The 25,692-nt window shown below is 34.8% G+C and carries 25 protein-coding genes; 17 read left to right on the forward strand and 8 right to left on the reverse strand.

The genetic code is table 11. From position 1 onward, the window contains the following. Positions 1–49 precede the first annotated feature (49 nt). The 7 genes from F0362_RS02370 to F0362_RS02400 all read left to right on the forward strand — a co-directional run bounded on the left by F0362_RS02370 (position 50) and on the right by F0362_RS02400 (position 6,627). On the forward strand, positions 50–928 hold the full coding sequence (locus F0362_RS02370; RefSeq protein WP_000759854.1) for an ROK family protein: 879 nt from the start codon (positions 50–52) through the stop codon (positions 926–928). Positions 929–1,056: 128 nt separating this feature from the next. Continuing rightward, the gene (locus tag F0362_RS02375) at positions 1,057–1,653 is read left to right on the forward strand and encodes a TerD family protein (protein WP_001121599.1); all 597 of its coding nucleotides are present in this window, start codon (positions 1,057–1,059) and stop codon (positions 1,651–1,653) included. 23 nt (positions 1,654–1,676) lie between these two features. After that, the gene (locus tag F0362_RS02380) at positions 1,677–2,261 is read left to right on the forward strand and encodes a TerD family protein (protein ID WP_000146728.1); all 585 of its coding nucleotides are present in this window, start codon (positions 1,677–1,679) and stop codon (positions 2,259–2,261) included. Between the two features lie 80 nt (positions 2,262–2,341). Beyond that, positions 2,342–2,920: a TerD family protein gene (locus tag F0362_RS02385; protein WP_000236645.1), complete on the forward strand. Its 579-nt coding sequence runs from the start codon at positions 2,342–2,344 to the stop codon at positions 2,918–2,920. 73 nt (positions 2,921–2,993) lie between these two features. After that, a complete protein-coding gene (locus F0362_RS02390) occupies positions 2,994–3,785 on the forward strand; it encodes a TerC family protein (RefSeq protein ID WP_000025680.1) in 792 nt (263 codons plus the stop codon). Between the two features lie 109 nt (positions 3,786–3,894). Beyond that, positions 3,895–5,526, forward strand: a complete 1,632-nt coding sequence (locus tag F0362_RS02395; RefSeq protein ID WP_000492832.1) for a YceG family protein — start codon at positions 3,895–3,897, stop codon at positions 5,524–5,526. Between the two features lie 18 nt (positions 5,527–5,544). After that, positions 5,545–6,627, forward strand: a complete 1,083-nt coding sequence (locus F0362_RS02400; protein ID WP_149889629.1) for a toxic anion resistance protein — start codon at positions 5,545–5,547, stop codon at positions 6,625–6,627. A 175-nt stretch (positions 6,628–6,802) separates the two neighbouring features. Here the strand turns inward: F0362_RS02400 and F0362_RS02405 are convergent, their stop codons facing one another. Next, the gene (locus tag F0362_RS02405) at positions 6,803–9,469 is read right to left on the reverse strand and encodes a cation-translocating P-type ATPase (protein WP_149889630.1); all 2,667 of its coding nucleotides are present in this window, start codon (positions 9,467–9,469) and stop codon (positions 6,803–6,805) included. A gap of 192 nt (positions 9,470–9,661) precedes the next feature. Then, on the reverse strand, positions 9,662–9,886 hold the full coding sequence (locus tag F0362_RS02410; RefSeq protein WP_000366197.1) for a DUF1128 domain-containing protein: 225 nt from the start codon (positions 9,884–9,886) through the stop codon (positions 9,662–9,664). Between the two features lie 175 nt (positions 9,887–10,061). Here F0362_RS02410 and F0362_RS02415 point away from each other — a divergent pair, with 175 nt between their 5' ends. The 3 genes from F0362_RS02415 to F0362_RS02425 are packed head-to-tail and all read left to right on the forward strand — an operon-like array spanning position 10,062 to position 11,968. After that, positions 10,062–10,526, forward strand: coding sequence for a low molecular weight protein-tyrosine-phosphatase (locus F0362_RS02415; protein WP_000250901.1), 465 nt, complete (start codon positions 10,062–10,064; stop codon positions 10,524–10,526). Positions 10,527–10,579: 53 nt separating this feature from the next. Further along, positions 10,580–11,095: a DUF4075 domain-containing protein gene (locus tag F0362_RS02420; protein WP_001085404.1), complete on the forward strand. Its 516-nt coding sequence runs from the start codon at positions 10,580–10,582 to the stop codon at positions 11,093–11,095. A 6-nt stretch (positions 11,096–11,101) separates the two neighbouring features. After that, positions 11,102–11,968 (forward strand): YihY/virulence factor BrkB family protein, encoded by an 867-nt coding sequence (locus tag F0362_RS02425; protein ID WP_001226534.1) that lies wholly within the window; start codon positions 11,102–11,104, stop codon positions 11,966–11,968. 188 nt (positions 11,969–12,156) lie between these two features. On the opposite strand, the gene F0362_RS02430 is transcribed toward F0362_RS02425, so the two are convergent. Then, a complete protein-coding gene (locus tag F0362_RS02430; protein ID WP_001083762.1) occupies positions 12,157–14,082 on the reverse strand; it encodes a heavy metal translocating P-type ATPase in 1,926 nt (641 codons plus the stop codon). Positions 14,083–14,353: 271 nt separating this feature from the next. Between F0362_RS02430 and F0362_RS02435 the strand changes: the two genes are divergently transcribed. The 3 genes from F0362_RS02435 (at position 14,354) to lepB (ending at position 16,921) form a co-directional block, all read left to right on the forward strand. Further along, a complete protein-coding gene (locus F0362_RS02435; RefSeq protein WP_000845698.1) occupies positions 14,354–15,304 on the forward strand; it encodes a DMT family transporter in 951 nt (316 codons plus the stop codon). A gap of 123 nt (positions 15,305–15,427) precedes the next feature. Then, positions 15,428–16,108 carry a lysoplasmalogenase gene (locus F0362_RS02440; RefSeq protein ID WP_001102002.1) on the forward strand — a complete coding sequence of 227 codons (681 nt, stop codon included), beginning with the start codon at positions 15,428–15,430 and terminating at the stop codon, positions 16,106–16,108. Positions 16,109–16,384: 276 nt separating this feature from the next. Continuing rightward, entirely contained in the window at positions 16,385–16,921 is a 537-nt protein-coding gene (gene lepB, locus F0362_RS02445; RefSeq protein WP_000983289.1) for a signal peptidase I, read from the forward strand. Between the two features lie 42 nt (positions 16,922–16,963). Here the strand turns inward: lepB and F0362_RS02450 are convergent, their stop codons facing one another. After that, complete coding sequence (locus F0362_RS02450; protein WP_016090739.1) at positions 16,964–19,726, reverse strand: tetratricopeptide repeat protein; 2,763 nt, start codon at positions 19,724–19,726, stop codon at positions 16,964–16,966. 402 nt (positions 19,727–20,128) lie between these two features. Between F0362_RS02450 and F0362_RS02455 the strand changes: the two genes are divergently transcribed. Next, positions 20,129–20,722 carry a DedA family protein gene (locus tag F0362_RS02455; RefSeq protein ID WP_000434869.1) on the forward strand — a complete coding sequence of 198 codons (594 nt, stop codon included), beginning with the start codon at positions 20,129–20,131 and terminating at the stop codon, positions 20,720–20,722. Positions 20,723–20,733: 11 nt separating this feature from the next. Here F0362_RS02455 and F0362_RS02460 read toward each other — a convergent pair whose 3' ends face one another. From F0362_RS02460 to F0362_RS02470, 3 genes are all read right to left on the reverse strand, one after another. After that, complete coding sequence (locus tag F0362_RS02460) at positions 20,734–21,162, reverse strand: EamA family transporter (RefSeq protein WP_000100302.1); 429 nt, start codon at positions 21,160–21,162, stop codon at positions 20,734–20,736. Between the two features lie 106 nt (positions 21,163–21,268). Next, the gene (locus tag F0362_RS02465) at positions 21,269–21,415 is read right to left on the reverse strand and encodes a BH0509 family protein (RefSeq protein ID WP_000817786.1); all 147 of its coding nucleotides are present in this window, start codon (positions 21,413–21,415) and stop codon (positions 21,269–21,271) included. A 154-nt stretch (positions 21,416–21,569) separates the two neighbouring features. Beyond that, the gene (locus F0362_RS02470; protein ID WP_000550219.1) at positions 21,570–21,986 is read right to left on the reverse strand and encodes a pyridoxamine 5'-phosphate oxidase family protein; all 417 of its coding nucleotides are present in this window, start codon (positions 21,984–21,986) and stop codon (positions 21,570–21,572) included. Between the two features lie 179 nt (positions 21,987–22,165). On the opposite strand from F0362_RS02470, the gene cax reads away from it, so the two are divergent. After that, positions 22,166–23,221 (forward strand): calcium/proton exchanger, encoded by a 1,056-nt coding sequence (gene cax, locus F0362_RS02475; RefSeq protein ID WP_002105682.1) that lies wholly within the window; start codon positions 22,166–22,168, stop codon positions 23,219–23,221. Positions 23,222–23,302: 81 nt separating this feature from the next. Beyond that, positions 23,303–24,100, forward strand: a complete 798-nt coding sequence (locus F0362_RS02480; RefSeq protein WP_002093842.1) for a YfkD famly protein — start codon at positions 23,303–23,305, stop codon at positions 24,098–24,100. 39 nt (positions 24,101–24,139) lie between these two features. Here the strand turns inward: F0362_RS02480 and yfkAB are convergent, their stop codons facing one another. Then, positions 24,140–25,267 carry a radical SAM/CxCxxxxC motif protein YfkAB gene (gene yfkAB / locus F0362_RS02485; RefSeq protein WP_000156031.1) on the reverse strand — a complete coding sequence of 376 codons (1,128 nt, stop codon included), beginning with the start codon at positions 25,265–25,267 and terminating at the stop codon, positions 24,140–24,142. 213 nt (positions 25,268–25,480) lie between these two features. Here yfkAB and F0362_RS02490 point away from each other — a divergent pair, with 213 nt between their 5' ends. After that, entirely contained in the window at positions 25,481–25,663 is a 183-nt protein-coding gene (locus tag F0362_RS02490) for an SE1561 family protein (protein ID WP_000513558.1), read from the forward strand. Positions 25,664–25,692 lie beyond the last annotated feature (29 nt).

Raw genomic sequence — 25,692 nt, forward strand, 5'->3', positions numbered from 1 at the left:
CATTTCAATACAGAAAAGTGAAGTTCATAATGTTAGAGGAAGTGACAGTGTGAAAAAATATATCGCATTTGATATTGGTGGTACACAGATTAAATATGGGATTATTTCAAAATCTGGGATATTACTAAATCACGAAACTACATTAACAGAGGCCCATTTAGGTGGGGAACAAATCGTTCAAAAGATTATTAGCTTGGCGGAGCAATTAATGAATGAACATGTTGTTTCTGGAATCGGTATTAGTACAGCCGGAATTGTAGATATTCATAGAGGAATCATAACTGGCGGCGTGGATCATATTCCACGCTATGCTGGTATTCCTATTATTGATAGATTACAAGCTGTATTAAAAGTTCCTATATCCATTGAAAATGATGTCAATTGTGCTTTGTTTGGAGAGATGTGGCAAGGTGTTGGAAGAAATGAAAATAATTGCATTATGCTTACCCTTGGAACGGGAATAGGGGGAGCTATTGTTATTAATAAAAAACTGTACAGAGGTCATTCATTTAGTGCTGGTGAATGGGGCAATATGTTGATCGAAGGGAAACAATTTGAAGAGGTTGCCTCGATTTCAGGGTTAATTTCTCTTGTGCGGAAGTATAAAGGTAGCGGGAATTGGAACGGTGAAAAAATTTTTGAATTATATGATCAGAAGGATAAAGAAGTTATACATGCCGTTCAAATATTCTTTAAACATTTAGCCATTGGAATTAGTAATCTTGCTTATATCTTCAATCCAAAAGTAATTATTATTGGTGGAGGGATTACTAATAGAGGTAATCGATTTTTAGAAGAAGTAAAGGAAGAGGTACGAAAATATTTAAATCCTGAGATTTATAGTAATTGCGAGATTAAAATCGCACAAAATCGTAATCACGCAGGAGTGATTGGTTCGATTTACCACTTCTTACATCAATATAAATAAATGATATAGGTGTTTTCATATAATTGAGAATTTATTCTTTTTCTCAATAGATAAATAATGCTACAATATAAGAGAAGAATACAATATTTTCCGATTAGGAAAATGCTTTGTAGAAAGGAAGAAACTTCATGCCTATTATTTTAGAAAAAGGACAAAAGATCGATTTAACGAAAGGACAACCGAGAGTAGCAAAACTACAGGTTGGCTTAGGCTGGGATCCAATTGGGCAATCAGGTGGGTTTCTGTCTTCATTATTTGGAAGTAAACCAAATGTAGATTGTGATGCATCAGTTGTTATGTTAGAAGGAGAGCGTTTTTTAAATAAAAATGATTTAGTTTACTTTGGAAACAAACTTTCTACTTGTGGTAGTATTATTCATTCAGGAGATAATTTAACAGGTGAAGGCGCTGGTGACGACGAAACAATTTTCGTAGAATTACATAAAGTTCCGAGCCGTATTAATCGTTTAGTATTCGTTGTAAATATTTATGACTGTGTAAATCGTCGTCAAGATTTTGGGATGATTCGTAATGCATATATTCGTATTCAAAACCCGCAAACAGGTGAAGAATTAGCACGTTATAACTTGTCAGATAACTATGCTGGCAAAACGACTCTAATTGCAGGAGAAATGTACCGACACGGAAGTGAGTGGAAGTTTTCAGCGGTTGGAGAAGGAACACAAGATAAAAATTTAAGTGAGATTGTATCACGTTATCAATAAAATAAACCGAGGAGGAATTGTATATGGCATCAATTTCGTTGAAAAAGGGACAAAAGGTAGATTTAACAAAAACGAATCCAGGTCTTTCAAAAGTTCTTGTAGGACTTGGTTGGGATACGAATCGTTATGACGGACAAAACGATTTCGATTTAGATGTTAGTATTTTCTTAGTAGGTGCGAATGGTAAAGTTTCAGGCGCAGAGGATTTCGTCTTCTACAATAATCCAAAAGGTGCGAATGGTGCTGTAGAGCATTTAGGAGATAACCGCACAGGCGAAGGTGAGGGCGATGACGAATCAATTAAAGTAGATTTGAAAAATGTTCCTGCTCACATCGAACGTATTTGTTTCACAATTACAATTTATGATGGAGAAGGCCGTAGCCAAAACTTTGGACAAGTTTCTAACGCTTTCGTACGTATTCTAGATGAAGAGAAAAATGCAGAATTAATTCGTTACGATTTAGGAGAAGACTTCTCTATTGAAACAGCGGTAGTAGTGGGTGAATTATACCGTCATGCAGGTGAATGGAAGTTCAATGCAATTGGAAGTGGATTCCAAGGTGGATTAGGTTCTCTATGTAATAACTTTGGTTTAGATGTAGAGTAATAGATTTATATATCCATCGGTGAAACGCATGTTTACTGATGGATATATTTTTAAAGATTAAAATATAGAGGTGAATATAAATGGTTATTCAGTTACAAAAAGGACAGAAGATCGATTTAGGTAAGACAAGCCCTGGTTTAACAAAAGCGGTAATTGGTCTTGGGTGGGATATTAAATCTTATGATGGTGGATCTGATTTCGATTTAGATGCATCGGCATTTCTATTAGATGCGAACGGAAAATGTACGAAGGAAACTGATTTTATTTTCTATAACAATTTACAGTCTCCTTGTGAATCTGTTCTGCATACAGGAGATAACCGTACAGGTGAAGGTGAAGGCGATGATGAGCAACTTGTTGTCGATTTGAAGAAAGTTCCAGCAGATGTACATAAAATTGCAATCACAGTTACAATTTATGATGGTGAAGGCCGTAATCAAAACTTTGGACAAGTCGGAAACGCATTCGTTCGTTTAGCGAATGAGGAAACAAACGAAGAAGTTCTTCGTTTTGATTTAGGGGAAGATTTCTCCATTGAAACAGCAGTTGTCTTTTGTGAATTATACCGTCATAATGGACAGTGGAAGTTTAATGCAGTAGGAAGCGGTTTCCAAGGTGGATTAGGTGCGCTTGTAAGAGCGTATGGCTTGGATGCATAAGAAGGGAAACGACATTCGTTTCCTTTTTTTGACCTTTCTATAAATCTAGCAAAGAATAGGGGATAAAGGTAAGATGAGCATTTTGCAAGAAATCATTAATACGTATGCTCAGTTTTTCGACTTAGATATGTGGATTAAAGTGTTGCAAGATCCAGTATCTTGGGGATTAATTGGTACACTTGTTGTACTTGAAGGGTTACTATCTGCTGATAACGCACTTGTGTTAGCGGTAATGGTAAAACATCTTCCGGAAGAGAAACGTAAAAAAGCATTATTCTACGGACTTATTGGAGCTTATGTGTTCCGCTTTATTGCGATTGGAATTGGAATGTTCTTAATTAAATTATGGTGGGTAAAACTTCTTGGTGCGCTTTACCTTGCTTGGTTATCAGTGAAATACTTTATTGATAAGCGTAAAGGTGCAAGTGAAGAAGAGGAAGCTCATGGTATGAATCAAAATAGTATTCTCTTTAGAATGTTCGGTGTCTTCTGGGGAACGGTTGCGATGGTTGAATTAATGGATATCGCGTTCTCTGTAGATAGCGTACTTGCTGCATTTGGTGTATCAAATGAAGTTTGGATTTTACTATTAGGCGGAATGCTCGGTATTTTAATGATGCGTGGTATTGCTGGCGTATTTTTAAAATTGTTAGAGCGTATTCCAGAATTAGAAACAACAGCGTATATTTTAATTCTAATTATTGCAGCGAAAATGTTATTGTCTCTAATTGATATTCACATTAGTCATACACTGTTCTTTATTATTTTACTTGTAGCATTTGGAGCAACATTTATAATTCACTACATGAAGAATTCTGGACAGGCTAAAGAAGAAGTTGCAGCTACTAAAAATAATCATAAATAATTGAAATGGGTTTGCTCGTTATGCGAGCGCCCATTTTTTATAACTAAAAATAGTTTATAATAGAAGAGAGACTTTATAAAAACGTAAATGTTTTTGGAGGTGAACTGTTGTGTTTTCACGTTTTACACTTCAACCATGTGCATTAAAAGAAGAATCAGATTTAAAACAATTTGAAGCGCTTTTAGAAAAACGCCCACAATATGAACTGACAGAGAATGAAATGAAATTTAGTTATATAGCAACGCGTATTCTTGGTGTTCCTAATGATGTAGATGAATATTTCAATGATTTATTTGATTATAGTGAAGCAAAAGGGATTGAGGTTTTGCATGAACAAAATTTAAATAAGGTGATTGATTCCGAAAAACTGCGTCATATTCAAGAAGTTTTTGCGTTACATCAAGAAGCACCAAATGGACTTACAGTAAATAGGCTTGTAGCCCATTTGTCTGGAAAGCAACTATTACCGCAAGTAGACAATCCTGATTTGCAACATTATATACATACGACGTTTATTTCTGTATTGAAATTGTATGAGAAACAACATAATCAATCTTTAAAGACAGAAGGATTCCGTCGTTTCTTAATCGATATGATTAAGTTAAGTGAGAATTATGTAACGAAGTGGTTTTCTACGATTAATTATAAGAAACAAATGCCGCGTATCATTTGGTATGGTGATGCACAGGAAAGTCGTATATATTTCTTATACTTTCTTATTATGCTCGGCTGTGATGTACTTTATTATCACCCGGAAGGAAAAGATGGCTTTGAGAATATCGATGAAGCGGGAAGAACTTTTGTTGTGTCTCATTCAAGCCGTATTTCTCTTGAACCATTTCCCGATCGTCGTTGCGAACGCGTCGCAACAGTAGCGTACCAAGCTTCAAAGGAAATTGAGCAAGTACTTCACCATGATAATTCACTACTGTATAAGCCGTGGCAATTCCGTTCGTATACACCTGTAGCACGTACATTAAAAACGACATATGATGAACTCTTTTTAATTACGAAAGAAAAGTCGTTTGTACGCCCAACATTCTTTGTTGAAAATAAACACATTTATATCCCTTCTTTATTTGCAAAAATATCAGGCGTTTCAAAGAACGATAAAGAATATTTTCAACGATTAAAGGCAGTTACATCATTCGATAACAGTTTATTAATTAATACATTCCCGTTTACGAAAGAACAAAAAGCGAATTTCCAATATCATTACCGAGATGCATTGGACCGCGGAGGAAAGTTACACCCGGATTTAATTATGAATAGCCATTGGTGGCCGCATAAGCGTTTACCGGAAGGTTTACAGCATGGTATTGCAGAGGCAATCATCCATACGTGTGAAAGTGAAATGTGTAAACCAGTTGGGAAAGAGATGAAACAAGAGGTAGCACTATATGTTTTCGCGCAGCTCTCTCAAATACCACCGAATATTTTAGAACAGCTTGAGAAATTTGATTATTCACAAGATGTACCGAAAATTGTTATATTTAATAATGAGAAGAGTGGAGAATTAACTCGTTCCGATGCTGTTTTACTACTATTTTTAAATCAAATTGGAGTAGATGTATTCCATTTCAATCCAACGGGGAGAAACGATATTGAACCGTATATTGAAGCAGGCGCATTTGATTCACATTGGCTTGAGGAAGTTAATTTTGATCTTGAGTTTCATGGTTCATCAGCCTATAAAAATTTATCACAAACAATAAAAGGACTATTTCGTCCATTTTTATAAGGAAAGGGAGAATACCATATGAATAACCCAGTCGTACTAGATTCAAAAACAGAATTAAATGAGCAAACCGCACAAGATGTCCGTTTACAACTTAGACAAGATGCGGAAGTACAACGTATTTATAATGCGGTAGATATTAAAGATCAGTTAGAATTAATCGAGCTTGGAAAAGAACCGTCTATGGAAATTTCACGTTTCGCTGATCAAATTTTACATACAATGTCTTTATCAAAAATAGAAGACTCTGGTGAATTATTAAAACAGCTTGGTAAAATTATGGACAGGTTTGATAGTAAAGATTTTACGGAAGAGAAAAGTGGTTTCTTCTCACGTATGTTCAAAAAAGCAGATAAAATGATTGAACAAATCTTTAGTAAGTATCAGACAATGGGTCGCGAAATGGATAAAGTATACGTAGAAATTACGAAGTATCAAGATGAAATGAAAAAATCAATTGGTACGTTAGATGGCTTGTATGAGCAAAACTTAAAGTATTATTTAGATTTAGAAAAGTACGTAGTGGCAGGAGAAATGTTATTAGAGCGTTTAAATACAGAGTTAGTCCCGATGTATGAAGAGCGCGTACGTAATAATGATCAACTAGCAGGTATTGAATTAGAATCACTTAAAAACTCTGTTGAAATTTTAGAGCAACGTATTGATGATTTAGAAAAGGCACGTATGGTTGCTCTACTTACAGCACCACAAATTCGTATGATTCAACGTGGTAACAATAAATTAATAGGTAAGATTAATACAGCATTTATTACAACGATTCCTATCTTTAAAAATGGTATCATTCAAGCGGTAAATGCGAAACGTCAAAAGCTTGTTGCAGATTCTATGGCTGAACTTGATCGTCGTACAAATGAGTTACTGAAGAAAAATGCACAAAATATCGCAACTCAAAGTGTGGAAGTAGCGAGATTATCAGGTTCTTCTAGTATTAAGATGGAAACACTTGAAGAAACTTGGAACATTATTTCAAGAGGTATGCAAGAAACACAACAAATTGAAGAGCAAAATAAACGTGAGCGTGAAGAAAGTCGTAAGCGCATGGCTACACTAACAGAAAACATCAAAAAAGAATTACAAGGATAAAGTGAAACTTTAATCAGTGGGTTTTTGTTCATCCTCACTGATTGTTAACCTTCACCAATTGGGCGTTTATGGGCAGTTGATCTCCCACCTCAAGCTGAATTTTGAGGTGGGAGTTTTACTACCGGGAAAATAGTGGGATAAAGAAAAGGCAATGAGGAACAGTCCTCATTGCCTTTTAGTTTCTCTTAACTAATTTAATGATTTCATTCACAACGAGCGGAATGATACTTAACAAGAGAACAAATCCCCAATCGCGTAATGTTAATGCATGTACACCGAATATATTCGCTAGAGGAGGGATGGAGATGATACATACTTGCATAAGAACACCAATAAGAAGTGAGAAGACTAAGTATTTATTTGTAAATATCCCAATTGAGAAAATCGATTTCGTTCTTGAACGCAAGTTAAATGAATGAACGAGCTGAGAAAAACTAAGAACGACAAATGCCATCGTTTGAGCATGTAATAGAGCATCTTTATCAATTTGCTCTGGGAAAAGTGGAAATAAGTTTGTATCTCCAGCATAGAGTTTCGCCCCAACGATAAAGGCAGCTAACGTTAAAAATCCAATTACAACACCATTGAAAATAAGAAAAGGGACGCTCCCGCTAAATAGACTTTCTTTCGCACGTCGTGGTTTTTCTTTCATCACATCTGAATCTTCAGGATCAACACCGAGTGACAATGCAGGAAGTGTGTCGGTAATTAAATTAACCCACAAAATGTGGATTGGGCGTAATGGTGTCGCCCAGCCAAGTAAAATAGCTAAAAATAAAGCGATAATTTCTCCGAAGTTACAAGAGAGTAGGAAGAGAATCGATTTTTTTATGTTACGGTAAATATTTCTGCCTTCTTCAACGGCTTTAACGATAGATGAGAAGTTATCGTCTGTTAAAACGACATCTGCTGCGCCTTTTGCAACATCTGTCCCTGTAATGCCCATTGCTACGCCAACATCTGCTTGTTTTAAAGATGGAGCATCATTGACGCCATCACCAGTCATAGAAACGATATTTCCTTTCGCACGTAATGCTTTTACAATCTTCACTTTATGTTCTGGAGAGACCCTAGCGAATACATGTAAGTGATTAATTTTGTTTGCTAGTTCTGTATCTGAAATGTTATCTAGTTCAGTTCCAATCATAATTTCAGATTTTTCTTCAGCAATACCAAGTTCTTTGGCAATTGTAAAGGCGGTATCCTTATGATCACCAGTAATCATAACTGTACGAATACCAGCTTTTTTACACTCTGTAATGGAATCTTTTACTTCTGTGCGTGGTGGATCAATCATACCGACAAGACCGATAAAGATGAGATTTTCTTCGAGATGATTAATATCCACATCATTCGCATTATATTGTTTAAATGCGAATGAAAGTACTCTTAAAGCTTCTTGAGACATTGCCCCGGCAGCTTCTAATATTTGATTTTTATCAGAATTTGTGAAGACCTCAACTTTGTCATTTATAAAGATATGGGTGCAGTGAGGTAAAAGTTTATCAATAGCACCTTTCGTCATACTATAGTAGCTTTCATCGTATGTATGCACTGTTGACATCATTTTACGATCAGAATCAAAAGGTAGCTCGTTAACACGTTCATGTTTATTTTCTAAATGATCTTTTTGCATGTTAAAAGTGCTTCCAGCAACGAGAAGGGCAATTTCAGTAGGGTCCCCAGTTTGGGATTCACTACTATAAGACGCATCATTACATAACACCATATTTTCTAACAATAGACGGTGTACATCATTATTTACATTCAAATTTTCTAACTGAGCGTATGTGTTATCACTATAAAAGTGAGTAACGGTCATTTTATTTTGCGTTAATGTACCTGTTTTATCTGAACAAATAATTGTGACAGACCCGAGAGCTTCAACAGCTGGTAGTTTACGAATGATAACGTTTTGTTTAATCATACGCTGCACGCCAATTGCAAGAACGATGGAAACGATAGCTGGTAGTCCTTCAGGAATAGCCGCTACAGCTAAACTAATTGCAGTCATAAACATTTCTAACGTATCGCGTCCTTGTAAAAAACCGATGAGAAACATAATAGCGCAAATGGCTACAGCGACAAAGCCTAAATATTTTCCTACTTGTGCTAAGCTTTTTTGAAGTGGTGTCATATCATCATCTGATTCATGTAAAAGGGTAGCAATCTTACCAATTTGTGAGTTCATACCAGTTTCAACAGCAACACCAACGCCACGTCCGTATGTTACTAGCGTCGACATAAAGGCCATGTTTTTTTGATCGCCCAGTGGCACTTGTTCATCAGTTTGCATAGAAGGATGATAAAGTGCATCCTTATCAACAGGGACGGACTCACCAGTTAGAGCAGATTCTTCAACTTTTAAATTTGCTGTTTCGATAAGTCGTAAATCACATGGTATATAACGTCCAGCATCGAGCATGACGATATCACCTGGAACGACTTGTTCAGATGGAATTTCTTTTAGTTCGCCGTCTCGTTTTACGATAGCTTTAGGTGTTGCCATTTTTTTTAGTGCTTCCAAAGCTTGCTCAGCCTTTGACTCTTGGATGACACCAATAACTGCATTTAATATGACAACGAGCGCGATAATGCTTGCATCTGCCCATTCACCTACAAAGGCAGAAATAAGGGCAGCTATAAGAAGAACATATACGAGGACATCATTAATTTGGGAAAAAATCCGCTGCCATAAAGTACGTTTTTGTTTTACTGTTAATTCATTTGAACCAAATTTTTTTAAGCGTTCATTTACACCGTCAGCGGTTAAACCACTTTGTTCATTTGTTTTAAGATCCGTTAATATTTGATCTTTCGTCTTACTGTACCATTTGCTCATAAGTAAGCACCTCCAGTAAAAACAGTTAGCAATGGTAGTGTTGCTATTATTTGTGAGTAGTATGTACGGAGAAAAAATCTAAGATGAGCTTCTACTTCTATTGTACAATATTTTACAGTTGGTTGAGGAAAAGAGAAGAGTTGTCATGAATTTGTTGGAAATAAAAAAGAGCCTCATATAAGAGAGGCTTTTTTACTTTTTAATTAATGTACCTAATTCTTCTGTAATAGCTTGCATTTCACTAATGCTGAATGTTTCACGTTTCATAACATGCTCATAGATGTCACGTAAGTCCTCGTACATTTCTTCGTTAAAGCTAGCAGCTCTCATCGCTCCAGCATTAACCATACGTAATTTTTCTTTAATAGCTTCGACCATATATTCAACGTTTTCTTCTGACTTTACGGATAAATCCACCGAAGTGTCCCCCTTTAAAATAACATAAGGCTATCTTAACATTTTTTTATCATTTTCGTTAATGAATCTTTTCAATCCTATTAAATTAGTAGGGATTTCCTTTATATTTAATAATTGGTTGTTTATACTATAAGTATATATTAAGAAATGCACCAAGAAAGGAAGAAACAAAAATATGGTTCAAGTATTATTTGTTTGTCTTGGGAACATTTGCCGTTCTCCAATGGCAGAAGCGATTTTTCGAGATTTTGTCGTAAAAGAGGGACTTGAAGAGAAAATTGTCATTGATTCTGCAGGAACTGGAGATTGGCACATTGGTCATCCGCCACATAAAGGAACACAAAAAATTTTAAAAGAAAATGAAGTCGTTTTTGAAGGAATTAAAGCAAGGCAAGTAGAAAAAGAAGACTTAACAAAGTTTGATTATATTATTGCCATGGACAACAAGAATATAGCAGATTTAAAAAGTTTAGGTAAAACTGGAGGCTATATTGGTAGGCTGTCCGACTTTGTTCCAGACGGTGGCTGGACAGACGTTCCTGACCCTTACTATACAGGGAACTTTCAAGAAGTGTATGACCTTGTAACAGAAGGGTGTGCAAAGCTATTAGCTTTCATTCGAAATGAACAAGGAATATGAGGAAGCTTAGAAAGAAATACTTTCTAACATAAGAAATGAAAGGGTGAAGGAATATGGCAAAGAAAAATAATATTGCTCGAAACATTGCGCTTGGTGTAGCGGCAGGTGTAGCTGTATCCATGTTAAAGAAAGAAAACCGTGAAAAGGTAAAAAACACTGCTGAAAAAGCAAAAACAAAGATGATTGAAATTGGTGAAAATGCAAAGATTAAAGAAAAAGTGCAAACTGTTACAGATAAAGGACGCGAACTTGCTGATTTCAATGTAGTGAAAGCGAAAGTAGCAGAAATTAAAAAATTGACGCCGTCAGTTGTAGAGACGTTAAAAGAAACGAAAGAAATTTTTAGTAAGAAAAAAATTGAGCGAGAAGAAAAGCCAGAAACGATTGAAATTCAAGCTGTATCTCCAAAGGTAGATGAGCTTAAAGCAGAAGAAGAGCCAGTAGTTGCTGAAGATGGTGGTATGAAAGAAGCACGTGAATTATTTATGAAAGACTCACATGCAGAGGAAAAAAAAACTGAAGCGTACATTGAGTTAAAGCAAGATAAAGAAGAGAAGAAAAGCGTTTAAACATATATGAGAAAAATTTTAGAAAAGGTAAGAAGAAATCGCACTTATTCGTTCGGTAAAGATTTATACGATCGGACGATGCGTGATGATGTAGCGGGCTTGGCAGCACAGCTCGCTTATTTCTTCTTACTTGCTATTTTTCCTGGGCTTGTTTTCTTAATTACGCTTCTTGGATTTATTGACCTTCAAACAGAAAGTGTGCTCAATTTATTAGAACCGTACGTACCTGAAGATGCAATGTACTTAATTGAAGTAAACGTAGATAAAGTTGTAAATGAGCAAAATGGTGGTTTATTATCATTTGGTTTACTGTCGATGCTATGGTTTGCTTCAAATGGAGTAAATGCGGTTATGAATGCTTTTAACCGTGCGTATGATGTAACCGAAACACGTTCCTTTATTAAAACAAGAGCTTTATCAATTGTGTTTACATTAGCCATCATTTTTATGATTGTGTTTGCTCTAATTGTCCCAGTGTTCGGACAAGTGATTGGGGCAGCGGTATTTAAAGCAATTGGTTTATCGGATAGTTTTTCTTACGTATGGAGTATTACACGATTAGTAGCGAGTTTCTTCGTACTATTTGCCTTGTTTAGTTTTTTATATACATTTGCACCAGATCGAAAGTTAAAAAGAAGAGAAGTCATTTCAGGAGCAATATTTGCTACTGTAGGGTGGATTGTGGTATCGTACTCATTTGCTTATTATGTAGATAAGTTTGCGAATTACGCCAATACATATGGTGGTCTCGGTGGAATTATTATTTTAATGTTATGGTTTTACTTAACTGGATGGGTAATTTTACTTGGCGGTGAAATTAATGGTCTACTCCATCACTATAGAACGGGTGACAATAATTCCCGTAATGAATAATGAGCTCTTGTTCCATAATAAAAAGGAACAGGGGGGATATTTCATGAGTAATAATAAAAAGAACCACAATAATAAAAACAACAATAAACAAAAGAGCAGTTCGCATCCGAAGCATAAAACAAGTAGTAGTGCGAACGGGCATAATAGCTACCATTAAAAAAAGCGGGTCCTCTATGAGGGACCCGTTTTTATTTGTTTCCTTTTAATAATCGTAACCCGTTTAAAATGACAAGAATTGTACTTCCCTCATGCCCAATAACACCAAATGGAAGAGCTAAAAATTGCAAGAAGTTTGAACAGATTAGCAGTGCAATTACAGCTAGAGAAAATACTACATTTTGCTTTACAATACGGTTCATTCGTTTTGATAAACGGATGGCTTGGGAAAGTCGAGACAATTCGTTCTTCATAAGTACAACGTCTGCAGTTTCTAAAGCTACGTCTGTTCCTTCACCCATTGCAACACCAATGCTAGCAGTAGCGAGCGCGGGTGCATCATTTATACCATCTCCGACCATTGCTACTGTACCGTATTTTTCTTTTAACTTTTTAATCGTTTCAACTTTTGTTTCTGGTAAACAGGATGCATAATATTCTTTTATATTGCTTTCAGCAGCAATGGCTTTTGCGGTTTCTTCATTATCGCCAGTAATCATGATTGCTTCCACACCAATGCTTTGTAAATCGCGAATAGCAGCAATGGTTTCTTGGCGGAGTGTATCTTTTAAAGCGATAAGTCCAAGGATACCATCTTCATCACTTATATAAACGACAGTTTTCCCTTCTTTTTCAAGGGAGGTAGAAATACCATTATGAAATGTCTTTGTTTCTTCCCCGATAAAATCAGCTTTACCAATTTTATAAGCTTTATTTTCTAATGTTCCTTTTAATCCAAAACCAGTTACATCTTCAACGTTTTCGGGTTTTTTTATCGAAATATCATAAGCATGTTTTGCATATTTAACAATGGATTCAGCTAAAGGATGTGTAGAGTGACTTTCAATTGATGCTGTAATAGAAAGTACTTCACTTTCTGCTATACCTTCTCGAACATATACATCTGTTACAGTAGGTCTTCCTTGTGTTAATGTTCCTGTTTTATCAAAGGCAATCGCCTTTACTGAAGCTAGACGTTCTAAATGAATGCCGCCTTTAAAGAGAATACCGTTTCTCGCTCCGTTAGAAATTGCAGATAAAGTTGCGGGTGTAATAGCTGCAACTAGTGCACAAGGAGAAGCGACTACAAGTAAAATCATAGCGCGATAAAATGTTTCATTCCAACTCCAATCCAGTAAGAAGTGAGGAACGAACATCATAAGCGCAACAACGAGTAGTACACCTTTTACGTATGTTCCTTCAAATTTTTCGATGAATAGTTGTGATGGTGATTTTTCACTTTGTGCACTTTGAACGAGACGAATAATCTTTTGGAATAATGTTTGATCGCTCGGCTTTGTAATTGTAATTTCAATAGCACCACGTAAATTCACAGTTCCAGCAAACACTTCATCGCCGAATTTTTTCTCATTCGGAATAGGTTCTCCTGTAATAGCAGCTTCATCAATATTTGTTTCACCATTATGAATTGTGCCATCAGCAGGAACACGTTCACCGGGTTTAATTAAAATAATGTCGTTAATTTGTAATTCTCCAACAGGAACACGTTCCTCGGTTCCATTTGAAATACGTAATGCTTCTTCAGGCTGTAAATCAAGAAGTGCTGAAATTTCTTTTTGACTTTTACTTAACGTATAAGATTCCATTGCACCACTTAGCGCAAAGATGAAGATTAAAATAGCACCCTCTGCCCAATAGCCAATCATGGCAGCACCGATAGCAGCAAAGAGCATGAGCATTTCAACATTTAGCTCTTTCTCTTCAATTGTGTCTGCAATGCCTTCTTTCGCTTTTGCAAATCCTCCAATTACATAAGCGAGGATATAGAAAGTAATACCTACACTTATCGCCTCATTTTTTGTGAATAACCAGCCAGCTAAAATGAAAATACCAGATAAGATTGCAAATATAAGTTCATAGTGCTTTTTTAGTGTTTGAATCCAAGATGGATTAGGTACGTTCTGTTTTGATGGTAATGTTTTTACTTCCGAGTTCATTATTACTCGCCCCTTTCAAATTCTTATTGAGAAAAAGAATCAAAATCGAAACCCCTATAAAACGACGAAAGCTGCCATCCGTAACGGATAGCAGCATTTCTGTTAAATCTGATTTTAATAGTTATTATATTGTAATTATTCTATAGTATAGCATATGTTTTTGAGAGATGATATGTTTTTGTTTCAAGTATAAACCGAAAACTTGTGTTTTTACAGTTCCTTTGGTATATATGAATATTGTTCATAAAAAGATCGGAAAGGAAGACAACAAGTGAAGACAGAGAAATTTTTTACTCATCCGATTGGTGTATTTATTGCTGCGATAGTAGCAACCTTTTTATGGGGAAGCGCATTTCCCTTTATTAAATTAAGCTATGCTGAACTTGGGATTCGGCCACAAGAAGTCGGAGAACAAATATTATTTGCTGGTTATCGCTTTTTCTTATCTGGTATAATGCTCTTATTATTTTTTAAAGCGCTAGGAAAAGATATGCAGTTCAAAAAAGGAACAGGGAAGCAGTTAGTTCAAATTGGTTTGTTCCAAACTTTTCTTCAATATATATGTTTTTATATTGGAATGAGTTATAGCTCAGGAATTGAAGGAGCGATTATTTCAGGAACATCATCATTCTTTCAAATTTTACTCGCACACTTTTTATATAAAGATGATGCTCTCAATATGAGAAAAATAATGGGCGTATCAATCGGATTTTGTGGTGTCATTTTAGTGAATGTACCGAGTGATGGAAGTTTATCATTCCATTTTGGAATAGGTAGCTTATTACTTCTTGGGGCAGCGATGATGTATTCGTATGGAAATATATTAGCAAAAGAGGGTAGTAAAACGTTAGATATTGGGTATATGACAGCATACCAAATGATTTTTGGATCAGTTGGGTTACTATGTATAGGTGCATTACAAGTTGGAGCGATGCCATTTACTTTTAACCTATATACGATACTTATGCTCATATATTTATCGTTCTTATCGGCAGCGGGATTTTGTATATGGAATACAATTATGAAGTATAACAAAGTAGGAAAAGTCTCGATGTATATGTTCTTCATACCTGTCTTTGGTGTGTTATTATCGAGCATGATTTTAGGAGAAGCAATTCATTCATTTGTATTATTCGGTCTAGCATGTGTAGCAGCGGGAATCATTGTCGTAAATCGTACCCCGGCTAAGCAGAAAATGGAGCAAAAAAAACAAGTAGCGTAGAGAACAAAAAAGCGATTAAAATGGAAGAACAGTATTGTTCTTCTTTTTTTATGTAGAAAAAGGAGAACAGACTATATATAACGAAAAAAGATACATTAAAGCATTTATTGAGGAGAACATATTATGAATGTACTTTACATTGTGTTAATCGGACAAATAATTATTTTTTTAACAGGAGCAATTTATGCAATAGGACAGACAAAAAGAACAAGAGAAAATATGCCGTTACCTTTAGCAGTTCGTCTTATTCTTAGTTTTTCTTTAACAGGTAGTGCGATTTGGATATGGCTACAAGATCCATCGATAGAGTATAGCAGCTGGGTTGCATTAGGAATGACTTTATCGACTTTAGGAGATTTATTTATGGCAGGTTTGATTCCCTTTGGCCATCGATTAATTGGAGGGATGGTTACTTTTGCTCTTGCCCATTGTTTTTATGTAAAAGCATTTTTGCAAACAGGTATTTCATGGAATGGTTTTTGGATTGGTTTACTCGTATACGGACTCTTTCTAATTATAGGGTGGTTCTTTTTTATTCGAAATGAAAAACAGGACAAACTGTTTACGATAGGAGCCCTAATTTACGGCTTGTGGGTTGGGGGAATGGCTTGCTTTGCATTCGCCTTATACTATGAGAATACAGGAATATGGTGGATACCAGCGCTTGGTGGTTTGCTGTTTGTGATTTCTGATTTTATTATTGGTGTGACAGATATTGGTGGCCGCAAGCTGAAGTATGAACCACTTTGGATTTGGTTTACATATGTCGCTGCTCAGATGTGTATTGTATATGTAGGACTATAAAAAGATGCTCTCAAAAATAGTAGATAGACTATTTTGAGAGTATCTTTTTCTTTGATATTCTAATATATTTGTTTAATTAGTTTTAGTATTTGTTAAGTGTAAAATTCATAGGAAAATTTCTGCTTAATAAATATAAAATATGATATATCAAAATAATAAACTTGTAAGGAATAGCGTTTTAAAATTGTAATATCATAATTATATAATTTATAATTTTATGGAAAACAACTATCTGAAGTATTTATAATATAAATAAAAAGACAATGAGATGGTGGAATGATGCAAAAGAAAAAACGTTTGCGTGAGTTCTTTGGAATAATTGCAAGTGCATGTTTATTAGCGTTTTTGGCAAAAATCTTTTTGTTTTTCCCTACAACTGTAAAAGGAGCATCTATGAGGCCAACGTTACAAGATGGGGATAAGATAATTGTTAATAAGTTGGCAAAGCAATTTGAAAGTTATGGTAGAGAAGACATTATTGTTGTGAAGACGGATAATTTTTATGTGAAAAGAGTGATTGGGTTACCGGGTGATGTAATTGAGATGAGAAATGACCAATTATATGTGAATCATGAGGTGAAAAATGAGGAGTATTTGCATAGTAATAAAAAACAAGCTGAAAAAAAACTGATGAATTTAACAGAGGATTTTGGACCTATTACAATTCCTAAAAATAAGATTTTTGTTATGGGAGATAATCGCTTAATAAGTAGGGATAGTAGAAATGGTTTAGGACTTATTGATAGAGCAGATGTATTAGGAAAGTTAGCAGCAATTTATTATCCATTTGAACATGTGAAAATAATAAATTAAAGTAAAAAACCAAGCAAATTTCAGTTTGCTTGGTTTTTTATGTTAAACAGTAGGAGACTCGTTAGATACAAAGACGTCTTCATTGTTTTGGTTAGTACTTATAACAAATTTGTGTTGCAATAGTTGTAGTTTAAATAGTGCTAAAGGATCATGATAAGTTTCTGGGTTGCTTCTTAGCGTTGCTAATGTTTGTTCGTCTTCTTGTATTTCAAGTTGAGCGGCTTCTACATTTTGTTTCAATACGCTAAGTGGATCTTTAAAGAACATCATGATATCACGCTCTAGTGCACCTTCAAATACTTCAAATTGAAGGAAGAATTGTTTTGAAATTGTTTGGGCAATTTCTGTATAGTCTTCCGTTTCAATATATTGTTTATATTTGTTTGCGAGCATAGATTGGTTTTTTTGCATATTACCAAATAATTTTCCGGCACTCTTTAAGAAAAATTGTGTCGGTGTGAAGCGTAATAAAATGTTGATGTTCGTTACTGTAATTCTATTTGTCATTCGTACGACATCTCGATGCCAATCATCTAGTAATTTGAAATCGCAAGGAAGTTTCATACGTTCTTCTTTATATAATTTATTGAACGTTTCACTCATTTCATCTAAATAAGCTTGAGCTTGAATAAATTCATTATGTGCTGTTTCAATCCATTCTTGAATAGACCTAGTAAATTTAGGAAGAAGCACTTGTTGTACATGTTTGTCAATTCGTTCGTTCATCGCAGCATTTAATTCTTCATGAACTAATTTGAAATCACTATCTTCTTGAACAAGGTCAGAACAGCTCTGTAATAATTCAGGAATTTGAGAATGTATATCTTGTGTAATTTCTTCTTTCGTTAAAAGATAAGATTCTGTAATAGAACGGATTTTGTCTTTTTCAAGAGCAGTAAGATTGTTAATAAATCCATTAAGTTTTACAGATATATGTTTATTCCAGCGTACTGATTTCACTAATGTATGTTCTAATTCTACACGTTCATTTACAAGGTAAGCGATTGTCTTTTGAGTAAACCATATTAGCTTTTCTATACGTTCTTTCTCTATGTCACGTTCTGCAAGATTAGAGAGAATGGACTCTGTTACATCCCCAAGTTGCTGGCTACTCTCTTGGGAAGGAGAGTACGGGAAGAATTTTGCATTTGGGAAATGGACTGTAAGTTTACTAATTAGATTTTCATTGGTAGTCGTATTATTTGTGTGTAATACGAAATGAATTTGTAAGTTTGGCACTTGTTCACGTAAATAAAGTAATGTATCAAGTTCTTCGCCATGTAATGGTGAGGCAGAATTTAATATGTAAATAAGGCTCTCTGCTGCCTGTAAGTATTCAAAGTATGAGCTGTTTTTATCCAATTGTCCTTGAACAGATGGTGTAACAAGAAATGCAAACTTATTTTTTCTTAAAAATCTACTTGGTAACTTAATTTCTATACATTTTTTCTCAAGTTCTGACTGGGAAGATGTATCCATTATTTGATGGACTTCATCAAAGTTCGAGATGTTTTTTACATCTAGATCATTGAATTCCGTTATTGCAGTTTGACTATCGTCTTTAAATAGAATAGGAGCTGTTAAAGTCTCAGTTAAGATGTTCTCTCCTAATATTGAATTAACGAATGACGCTTTATCATGGTCACTTGTTCCAGCTATTAGTAGTTTATTAACATGTAAATCACATAGTTCATGGACGAGTAGCGTAAATTGATGACTTAAATCTACATCATTTTTCTCGGCCCATTCAGCAATTGTTTCGAATAGATGAGAAACGGTTTCCATATCTACATTTGTTTCAGCTGATGAATTAGAAAGTAAGGCTCCAGCACTTTTTACGAGTAATGATTCTAAAGTTGTAGGTGCAACTTCATTCCATGCTAATACTGCGGCAGAAACAAGTAAGGAATCCTTTGCTTTTGTTAAACTAAACCAATTTGTTAATAAATCAGGAACAAGACCGTTTAATTCATGCATAAAATGATCGCCAGTAATTAATGCAAAGTATGTTTCTTGGTAGCGGATAGAAATTTCATTCCAATTGTCATTGTTATCTGTTTCAATATGTAAAAATAAATGATTCATGCTTTGAATCCAAGAAAGGTATAATGGTTCATTTTGATAGCTGTTCCAAAGGGCACTAACAAACTCTTTAAATTGGACTTGGTCAATTGCATATAAAGCTTTTAAAGAATCATAGAAATATTCTGGTTTGATTTGTTTAGTAAATCCTTGGTTTACGTAATGGATTAAAGTATCGAACCAATGTAATGACTTTGTTCGAATTCCCTCTTGAACTGCAAGTTCGATAGCGTTGTTCCAATCTTCTTGTTTTTCATAGAAAGAACGTGCGATTGCAGTAATATTCGGATAGTCTGGTTGAAATGCCACAGCTTCACTAATCGTCTTAAAAGCTAATCCTAAACGATCTTGCTCGATATAAAGAGAAAGAAGTTGCAAGGAAACTTCCATCGTAAGAGTTGTACCTTCAGTTTGAATAGATTGATAAATTTCTTCTGCTTTTGGTAAGAATCCGAGTTCAAAATAGGCATCAGCAATATTTTTGGTTGCCCAAAGTTCAAGGTCGTTATTTACTTTCTCCCACTTAAATATGGCTGCTTCAAAATCTTTATTTTGATAATAAAATTCACCTTGAGCAAAGCGAATATTAGAAATGTTGGAGAATTCATTTTTAGATTCATTTATGTATGCTTCACCGAGTACTTCCGATACTGGAGTAGAAATTTCTTCTGTTAAAAATGTTTTATAGTAAACTTTTTGGATAAATTGATTTTCAATGGTCATGTTCGTTCCCCCCTGTATAATTTAGAAAAATGATGTTGTATGTAAAAGGGTACATGTTTTTTAATAGATAGAAGTTGTATTATATAGACCAAACTATGTTTTTGCTAGATGTATCATTTTTCTTGAGAGTTAAACCGTTGCGAAAAGTAGCTTTCCTTTATTGTAACAAAAAAACAAGCATATGAATTTTTATTTTTTAATCCTGATTGGTGTGGGCTAATAATCAGTGGAGATAGACAAAATACCCACTGATTAAAGTTTCACTTGATCGCTGTTAAAAGAATGGGTAGAAGTAGAGTTCATTATAAAAACAATGTATAGTGAATATGTATACCATGTTTGTCTTAAAGAGAGAACGGGCAAAATGTGGAATAACGATCGTGCATAGGATGTGTCTTCCGAATGGAACAACATATTGGCGAGTTAATCGCGCATTATGGGTATTTTGGAATTATTATAGCATTGGCTGGTGGGATTGTCGGATTACCGATACCAGACGAGTTTTTATTGACCTTTGTTGGTTATAATGTTTCAAAAGGCGTTATGTCAGGAACTGCTGCTTTTTCAAGTGGGATGGCGGGTGCGATGTTAGGTATTACATTAAGTTACATATTAGGTTTAAAACTCGGTCTGCCTGTTTTAAAAAAATATGGGCCGAAAGTTAGAATTAAAGAACATCACATTGAAAAAACACATGTTTTATTTGAAAAATACGGTCCATTTCTTTTAATGATTGGTTACTTTATACCAGGAGTACGTCATTTAACAGCATATTTTGCTGGGGTTTCGAATTTAACACTTTGGCGTTTTTGCTTGTACGCTTACGGTGGTGCGCTCATTTGGATAAGTGTTTTTATCGGACTTGGCTGGAAGTTAGGAGAGAAGTGGCGATTTGTCGAGTATAGTTTACATCATTATGGAATATGGATTTTAATCATTTCAGCAGTTGTTACATGCATTGTATGGTTTTACATAAAGAAAAAGAAAAACCGCTAATAGCGGTTTTTTTAGCTGAAAGCAATAAATAGTACACCAGCTGTAATAAAGACTACACCGATACCAGTCATAAAGTTTAACTTTTCACCGAGTATAATCATCGCAAGAATAATAGAAAACACTACACTTAATTTATCGATAGGGGCTACTTGAGAGACCTTTCCTGTTTTTAAGGCAAGAAAATAAAATAGCCATGACGAAGCACCTGCAACCCCACTTAATGTGATAAATAGCAGTGCTTTTTTATTTAGCAGTACGTCGCCGATATTTTGAAATTTACCTTGTATAATAATAACGCCTATCATAAATAATGCCATAATAATAGAACGAACTGTCGTAGCAACATTGGCATCGATTCCATCTAAACCAATCTTTCCAAAAATAGATACAAGGGCAGCAGCAATTGCTGATAATAGTGCGAATAATAGCCATGAGCTCATAGTAAAATTCCTCCAATCTTACATTATTATACATGAAAATCATTCTCATGTATTAATAACGAAATAATCCCCACCGTATATTTTTAATAAGGTGGGGATTATTATACTACTCTGCAATTTCCTCATATAAAAAGTAAGTTACATTATAAATATGTTCTACTTCATCGTCTGTCATAAACAATAATTCGTCACGCTCAATTCCTTTTTTCTTTTCAATAAACTCAATCATGTTTTTACGTTCTTCTCTTTTCATCAATTTTATTTCTCCTCTCAGTCTGTTTTAATACAGTTTATTTAAGTTACTGCTATTATATAACAGAATCTTTAGAAAGTTCCACCTATTTTATTGTTTTTTTCAGAAGAATTTTTCGACAAAACAAGCCCACCTAAGGGGGGCTTGTTTTATTTTATAGTCGTAAAAACTCGGGCTCCGTCGTACCTGCACCATCGATGTAATAAATTGTGTCAGGATTGATTTTTATTAATACGTAATTAGGGTCTTCAGGACCAAGTAACCAGCGTTTTAAGCTATTATTCCAAAACTTGTTTTTTAATGTTGAGTCTTCCTCGATTGAAGCTAAGCCTTCAACTTCTATATAATCTTCATCTAATTTTTTTCCTTCTCGTCCAAGCAGTACATGTACATTTGGATTGTTTTCGATATCTGTTATCTTTTTTGATTGTCGATCTGTTGCAACGTATAGTACAAAATCTTCATGGAAAAACATCATAAAAGCGCTGTGTGGCTTCTCATTACGTACAGTAGATAACACACCTGTTCTTTGTCCTTGAATAATCGTTGCAATTTTTTCTTTTAAGTGCATACTTTTAACCTCTTTTCATAATTTATAATTTTCTCCGTTTAAACAAGATAAATTAAATATCTTTCATACTGTTTTCTTCAATCTGATTTTTTAAACGTAATTGTGATGAAATCGGACAAGTTAGGAGAAGAATAATATTAATGATGAGGAGAAATACATACGATGGAAGGATGGAAAGCATGTTTAATAAAATATTTCTTATAGTAGCACTTATAGGTGTACCACTTTCTGTACTCGGAAAAACAATGCATTGGCCTCAAACGATTATGTTTGCTGTATATTGCATTACAATTATCGCATTAGCGGGGTTTATGGGGAGAGCAACAGAAAGTTTGGCAATTGTTTCTGGACCTCGAATAGGTGGATTATTAAATGCAACTTTCGGTAATGCCGTTGAACTTATCATTTCAATTTTCGCACTTCAGGCAGGATTAATTGAAGTTGTGTTAGCTTCGTTAACGGGTTCTGTACTTGGAAATTTACTATTAGTAGGAGGGCTGTCCTTTTTTATAGGTGGATTAAAATATAAAAGACAAAGCTTTAATGTTTACGACGCAAGACATAATTCAGCTTTATTAATTTTTGCTGTTGTCGTAGCCTTTGTTATTCCAGAAATTTTTTCAATGAAGATGGATGCGGGAAAGACGTATCAATTAAGTATTGGCGTATCTATTATTATGATTATTATGTACCTTGCTGCATTGCTATTTAAGTTAGTTACGCACCGTGGTGTATATCAACATAAAAGTGACGAAGTAGTGCATGAAGAAGAGCCAGAGTGGTCGAAAGGTAAAGCACTCCTTATTTTAGCGATAGCGACGATTGCAGTAGCTTATGTGTCGGAGGCTCTCGTGCATACATTTGAGACGGTTGCGAAGTCATTTGGCTGGTCAGAGTTATTTATAGGGGTTATTATCGTTGCAATTGTTGGAAATGCAGCGGAACATGCATCTGCAATTATTATGGCTTATAAAAATAAAGTAAATATTGCAGTTGAAATTGCAGTAGGTTCTACATTACAAATTGCGATGTTTGTTGCTCCTGTATTAGTATTGCTTTCTATGTTTTTTGTACAAAGGATGCCTTTAGTGTTTACAATACCAGAACTTGTGTCCATGATTACAGCTGTTTTCTTAACGATTGCAATCTCCAATGATGGGGATACAAACTGGTTTGAAGGAGGCACTTTATTAGCTGCGTACGTCATTATGGGAATTGGTTTTTATTTATTATGAAAAATAGGCATAACAATTGTGCTCAGAGAAAACAATAAACAAAGTAGTATATATACCTTTATGTAGGAAGGAGCCAGACAGGTGAAACGAGTATACAGCATATGTCTTTCAGCCATGGTCTCGTTTATTTTATTATTTCCTAACAGTAGTTTTGCAAAGACAACGGTAGAAACAAAAATGCCTTCATCTGTTTTAAATATTTCAAAAGACAATACGTTTCCAAACGATGCGCAAGATTTGCCGCGCTTGCAGCCTAGTAAATTTGCTCAAGAACTATTGAAAACAGCAAATATTAAAATTGAAAATCCGGACTTAATTCGGATGTTTAATGAAACGACAATTTCAAATGCACCGCTTGCAGTAGGGTACCGCGCGAAAATTTATTTAGGTCAATGGGCTTTAAATTATGAATCGGTAGATACATCGATTAATTGGGAATATAAACAAGTGAATCGTAATGTGTACGATAATCGAGGAGGAGATCGCTTATATCCACTTCGTTATAAGCAAGAAACTCAAAAGACGATTGAAGGCGATTTAACAGCAGATATGAAAGATGCTACAGACGTGAAAAAAATGATGCTGCTAAAAGCGCTTGAAAAAGTACAGTTGCCACTTTCATTTAAAACGACCATTGGTTATGGTACAGGACATGAGCGTGTGTATAATATTAGTCCGAGTCAACTTGGATATTTATATGCTTATACGCCAGCAGTAAATGAAAAAGGAAAAGTAACGTTTGGAGAAGTGTACCTTGTTTTAAAAGGAAATCAAAAAAGACTTGTTGTAAAAAATGTTACCTCTCAAGGAATTGGAGCAGCTATTCCAATTCATGATCATTTGTTTTTTAAATTTATTTCCTCGTCGCATGCGCAATGAAATAAAAAAACGTCAGCCCATATAAGCTGACGTTTTTATTTATAACATAAGGTTTGATTTTTTTGATAAGAAATCTTCTGTTGGATAGTAGCTGTTTTTTACAAGAACATTCGGTCCAAGACATTTCACCGCAGGGCAATGACAGCTTAATGATTTTGCTGTTTTTGAAGCGCTCCATTTCTCATATGCTTCTTGTAATGTATTTGTTTGTATGTTTCCTAGAAGCGGAACATCACCAAAGTCCGTCACAATAATATTTCCATCGAAAATGTTTACATTTAAACGAGAACGGCCATCTGGATCATTACGTACAGTTACATTTTTACTTTCATGTAATTTCTTAAATGTAGCTAAATCGCGTTCATCATCACTACATGCATAGAAAGGTAATGTTCCAAATAACATCCATACATTTTCGTCACGAATTTCTAATAAATGTTCAATAGCTTTTCGAATTTCGTCTTTTGTTAAAATTTCAAGTGTGCTAGCGAAGTCACTTGGATACATCGGGTGCACTTCATGACGTTTACAACCCATTTCCTCAACGATTTGACGATGAATATGTTCAATGTGTGGTAGAGTTCTTTTGTTTAACATCGTTTCGGCTGATACGAGTACACCTGCATCGGATAGAGCTTTACTATTGGTAATCATTCGTTCGAATAATTTTGCACGTTGTTCATAAGTAGGTTTACGCTCCATCATTGCAAATCCGCCTTCAACGAAGTCATCAATTGTTCCCCAGTTATGAGAAATATGCAGCACATCTAAATAAGGAATAATTTGTTCGTAACGTGCTAAATCTATAGTTAAGTTTGAGTTGATTTGAGTGCGAACGCCTCGTTCATGAGCGTATTTTAAGAGTGGTGTTACATAGTTGTCGACGGATTTCTTTGAAAGCATAGGTTCTCCGCCAGTAATACTTAAAGAACGTAAATGAGGAATCTCATCTAATCGTTTTAATAAAAGCTCCATCGGAAGCGGATTTGGATCTTTCGGCTGTAATGTGTAACCAACAGCACAATGCTCGCAACGCATATTGCATAACGTTGTCGTTGTAAACTCAACGTTTGTTAATAGTAGTTTGCCGTACTCTTCAAGGTCCATATACGCTTCCCATGGATCGTAAGAAGGAGTAATCGGCTTCATTTTTTGTGATATCGTCATATGAAATACTCCTTTGACTATTGAAATAACAATTTGTCCATTCTCTATAATAGAAGAATATGTACTTTTTATAAAGTGAAACTTTTTAGCGGAAAAAGAGAGAGGGCTTACATTATAGCGGATAATCGTGACAAAATTGATGAAATTTCATGCCCATAGCAATCATTTTTGCGGTATAATAAAAGCAACTCGAATTAAAAGGAGAGTGCCTTCATGGGAAAAGCAATTCAAGATAAAGATACACAATTAGTATATTTAAAAGAGCGTTTAAATATGTTCATTGAAGTAATTGATACAATTGAACCTGAAGAAGTAGAGTTAGAAGATGTAGATCGTCTTCTTGCGATGTTAGATGAATTAGAATTAAAATGTGAGCAATTTAAAAAAGACGAATAATATATTAAAAAGGCTGCCAATACAAAATT

The organism is Bacillus sp. BS98 (assembly GCF_008432245.1).
Classification (GTDB): Bacteria; Bacillota; Bacilli; order Bacillales; family Bacillaceae_G; genus Bacillus_A; species Bacillus_A toyonensis.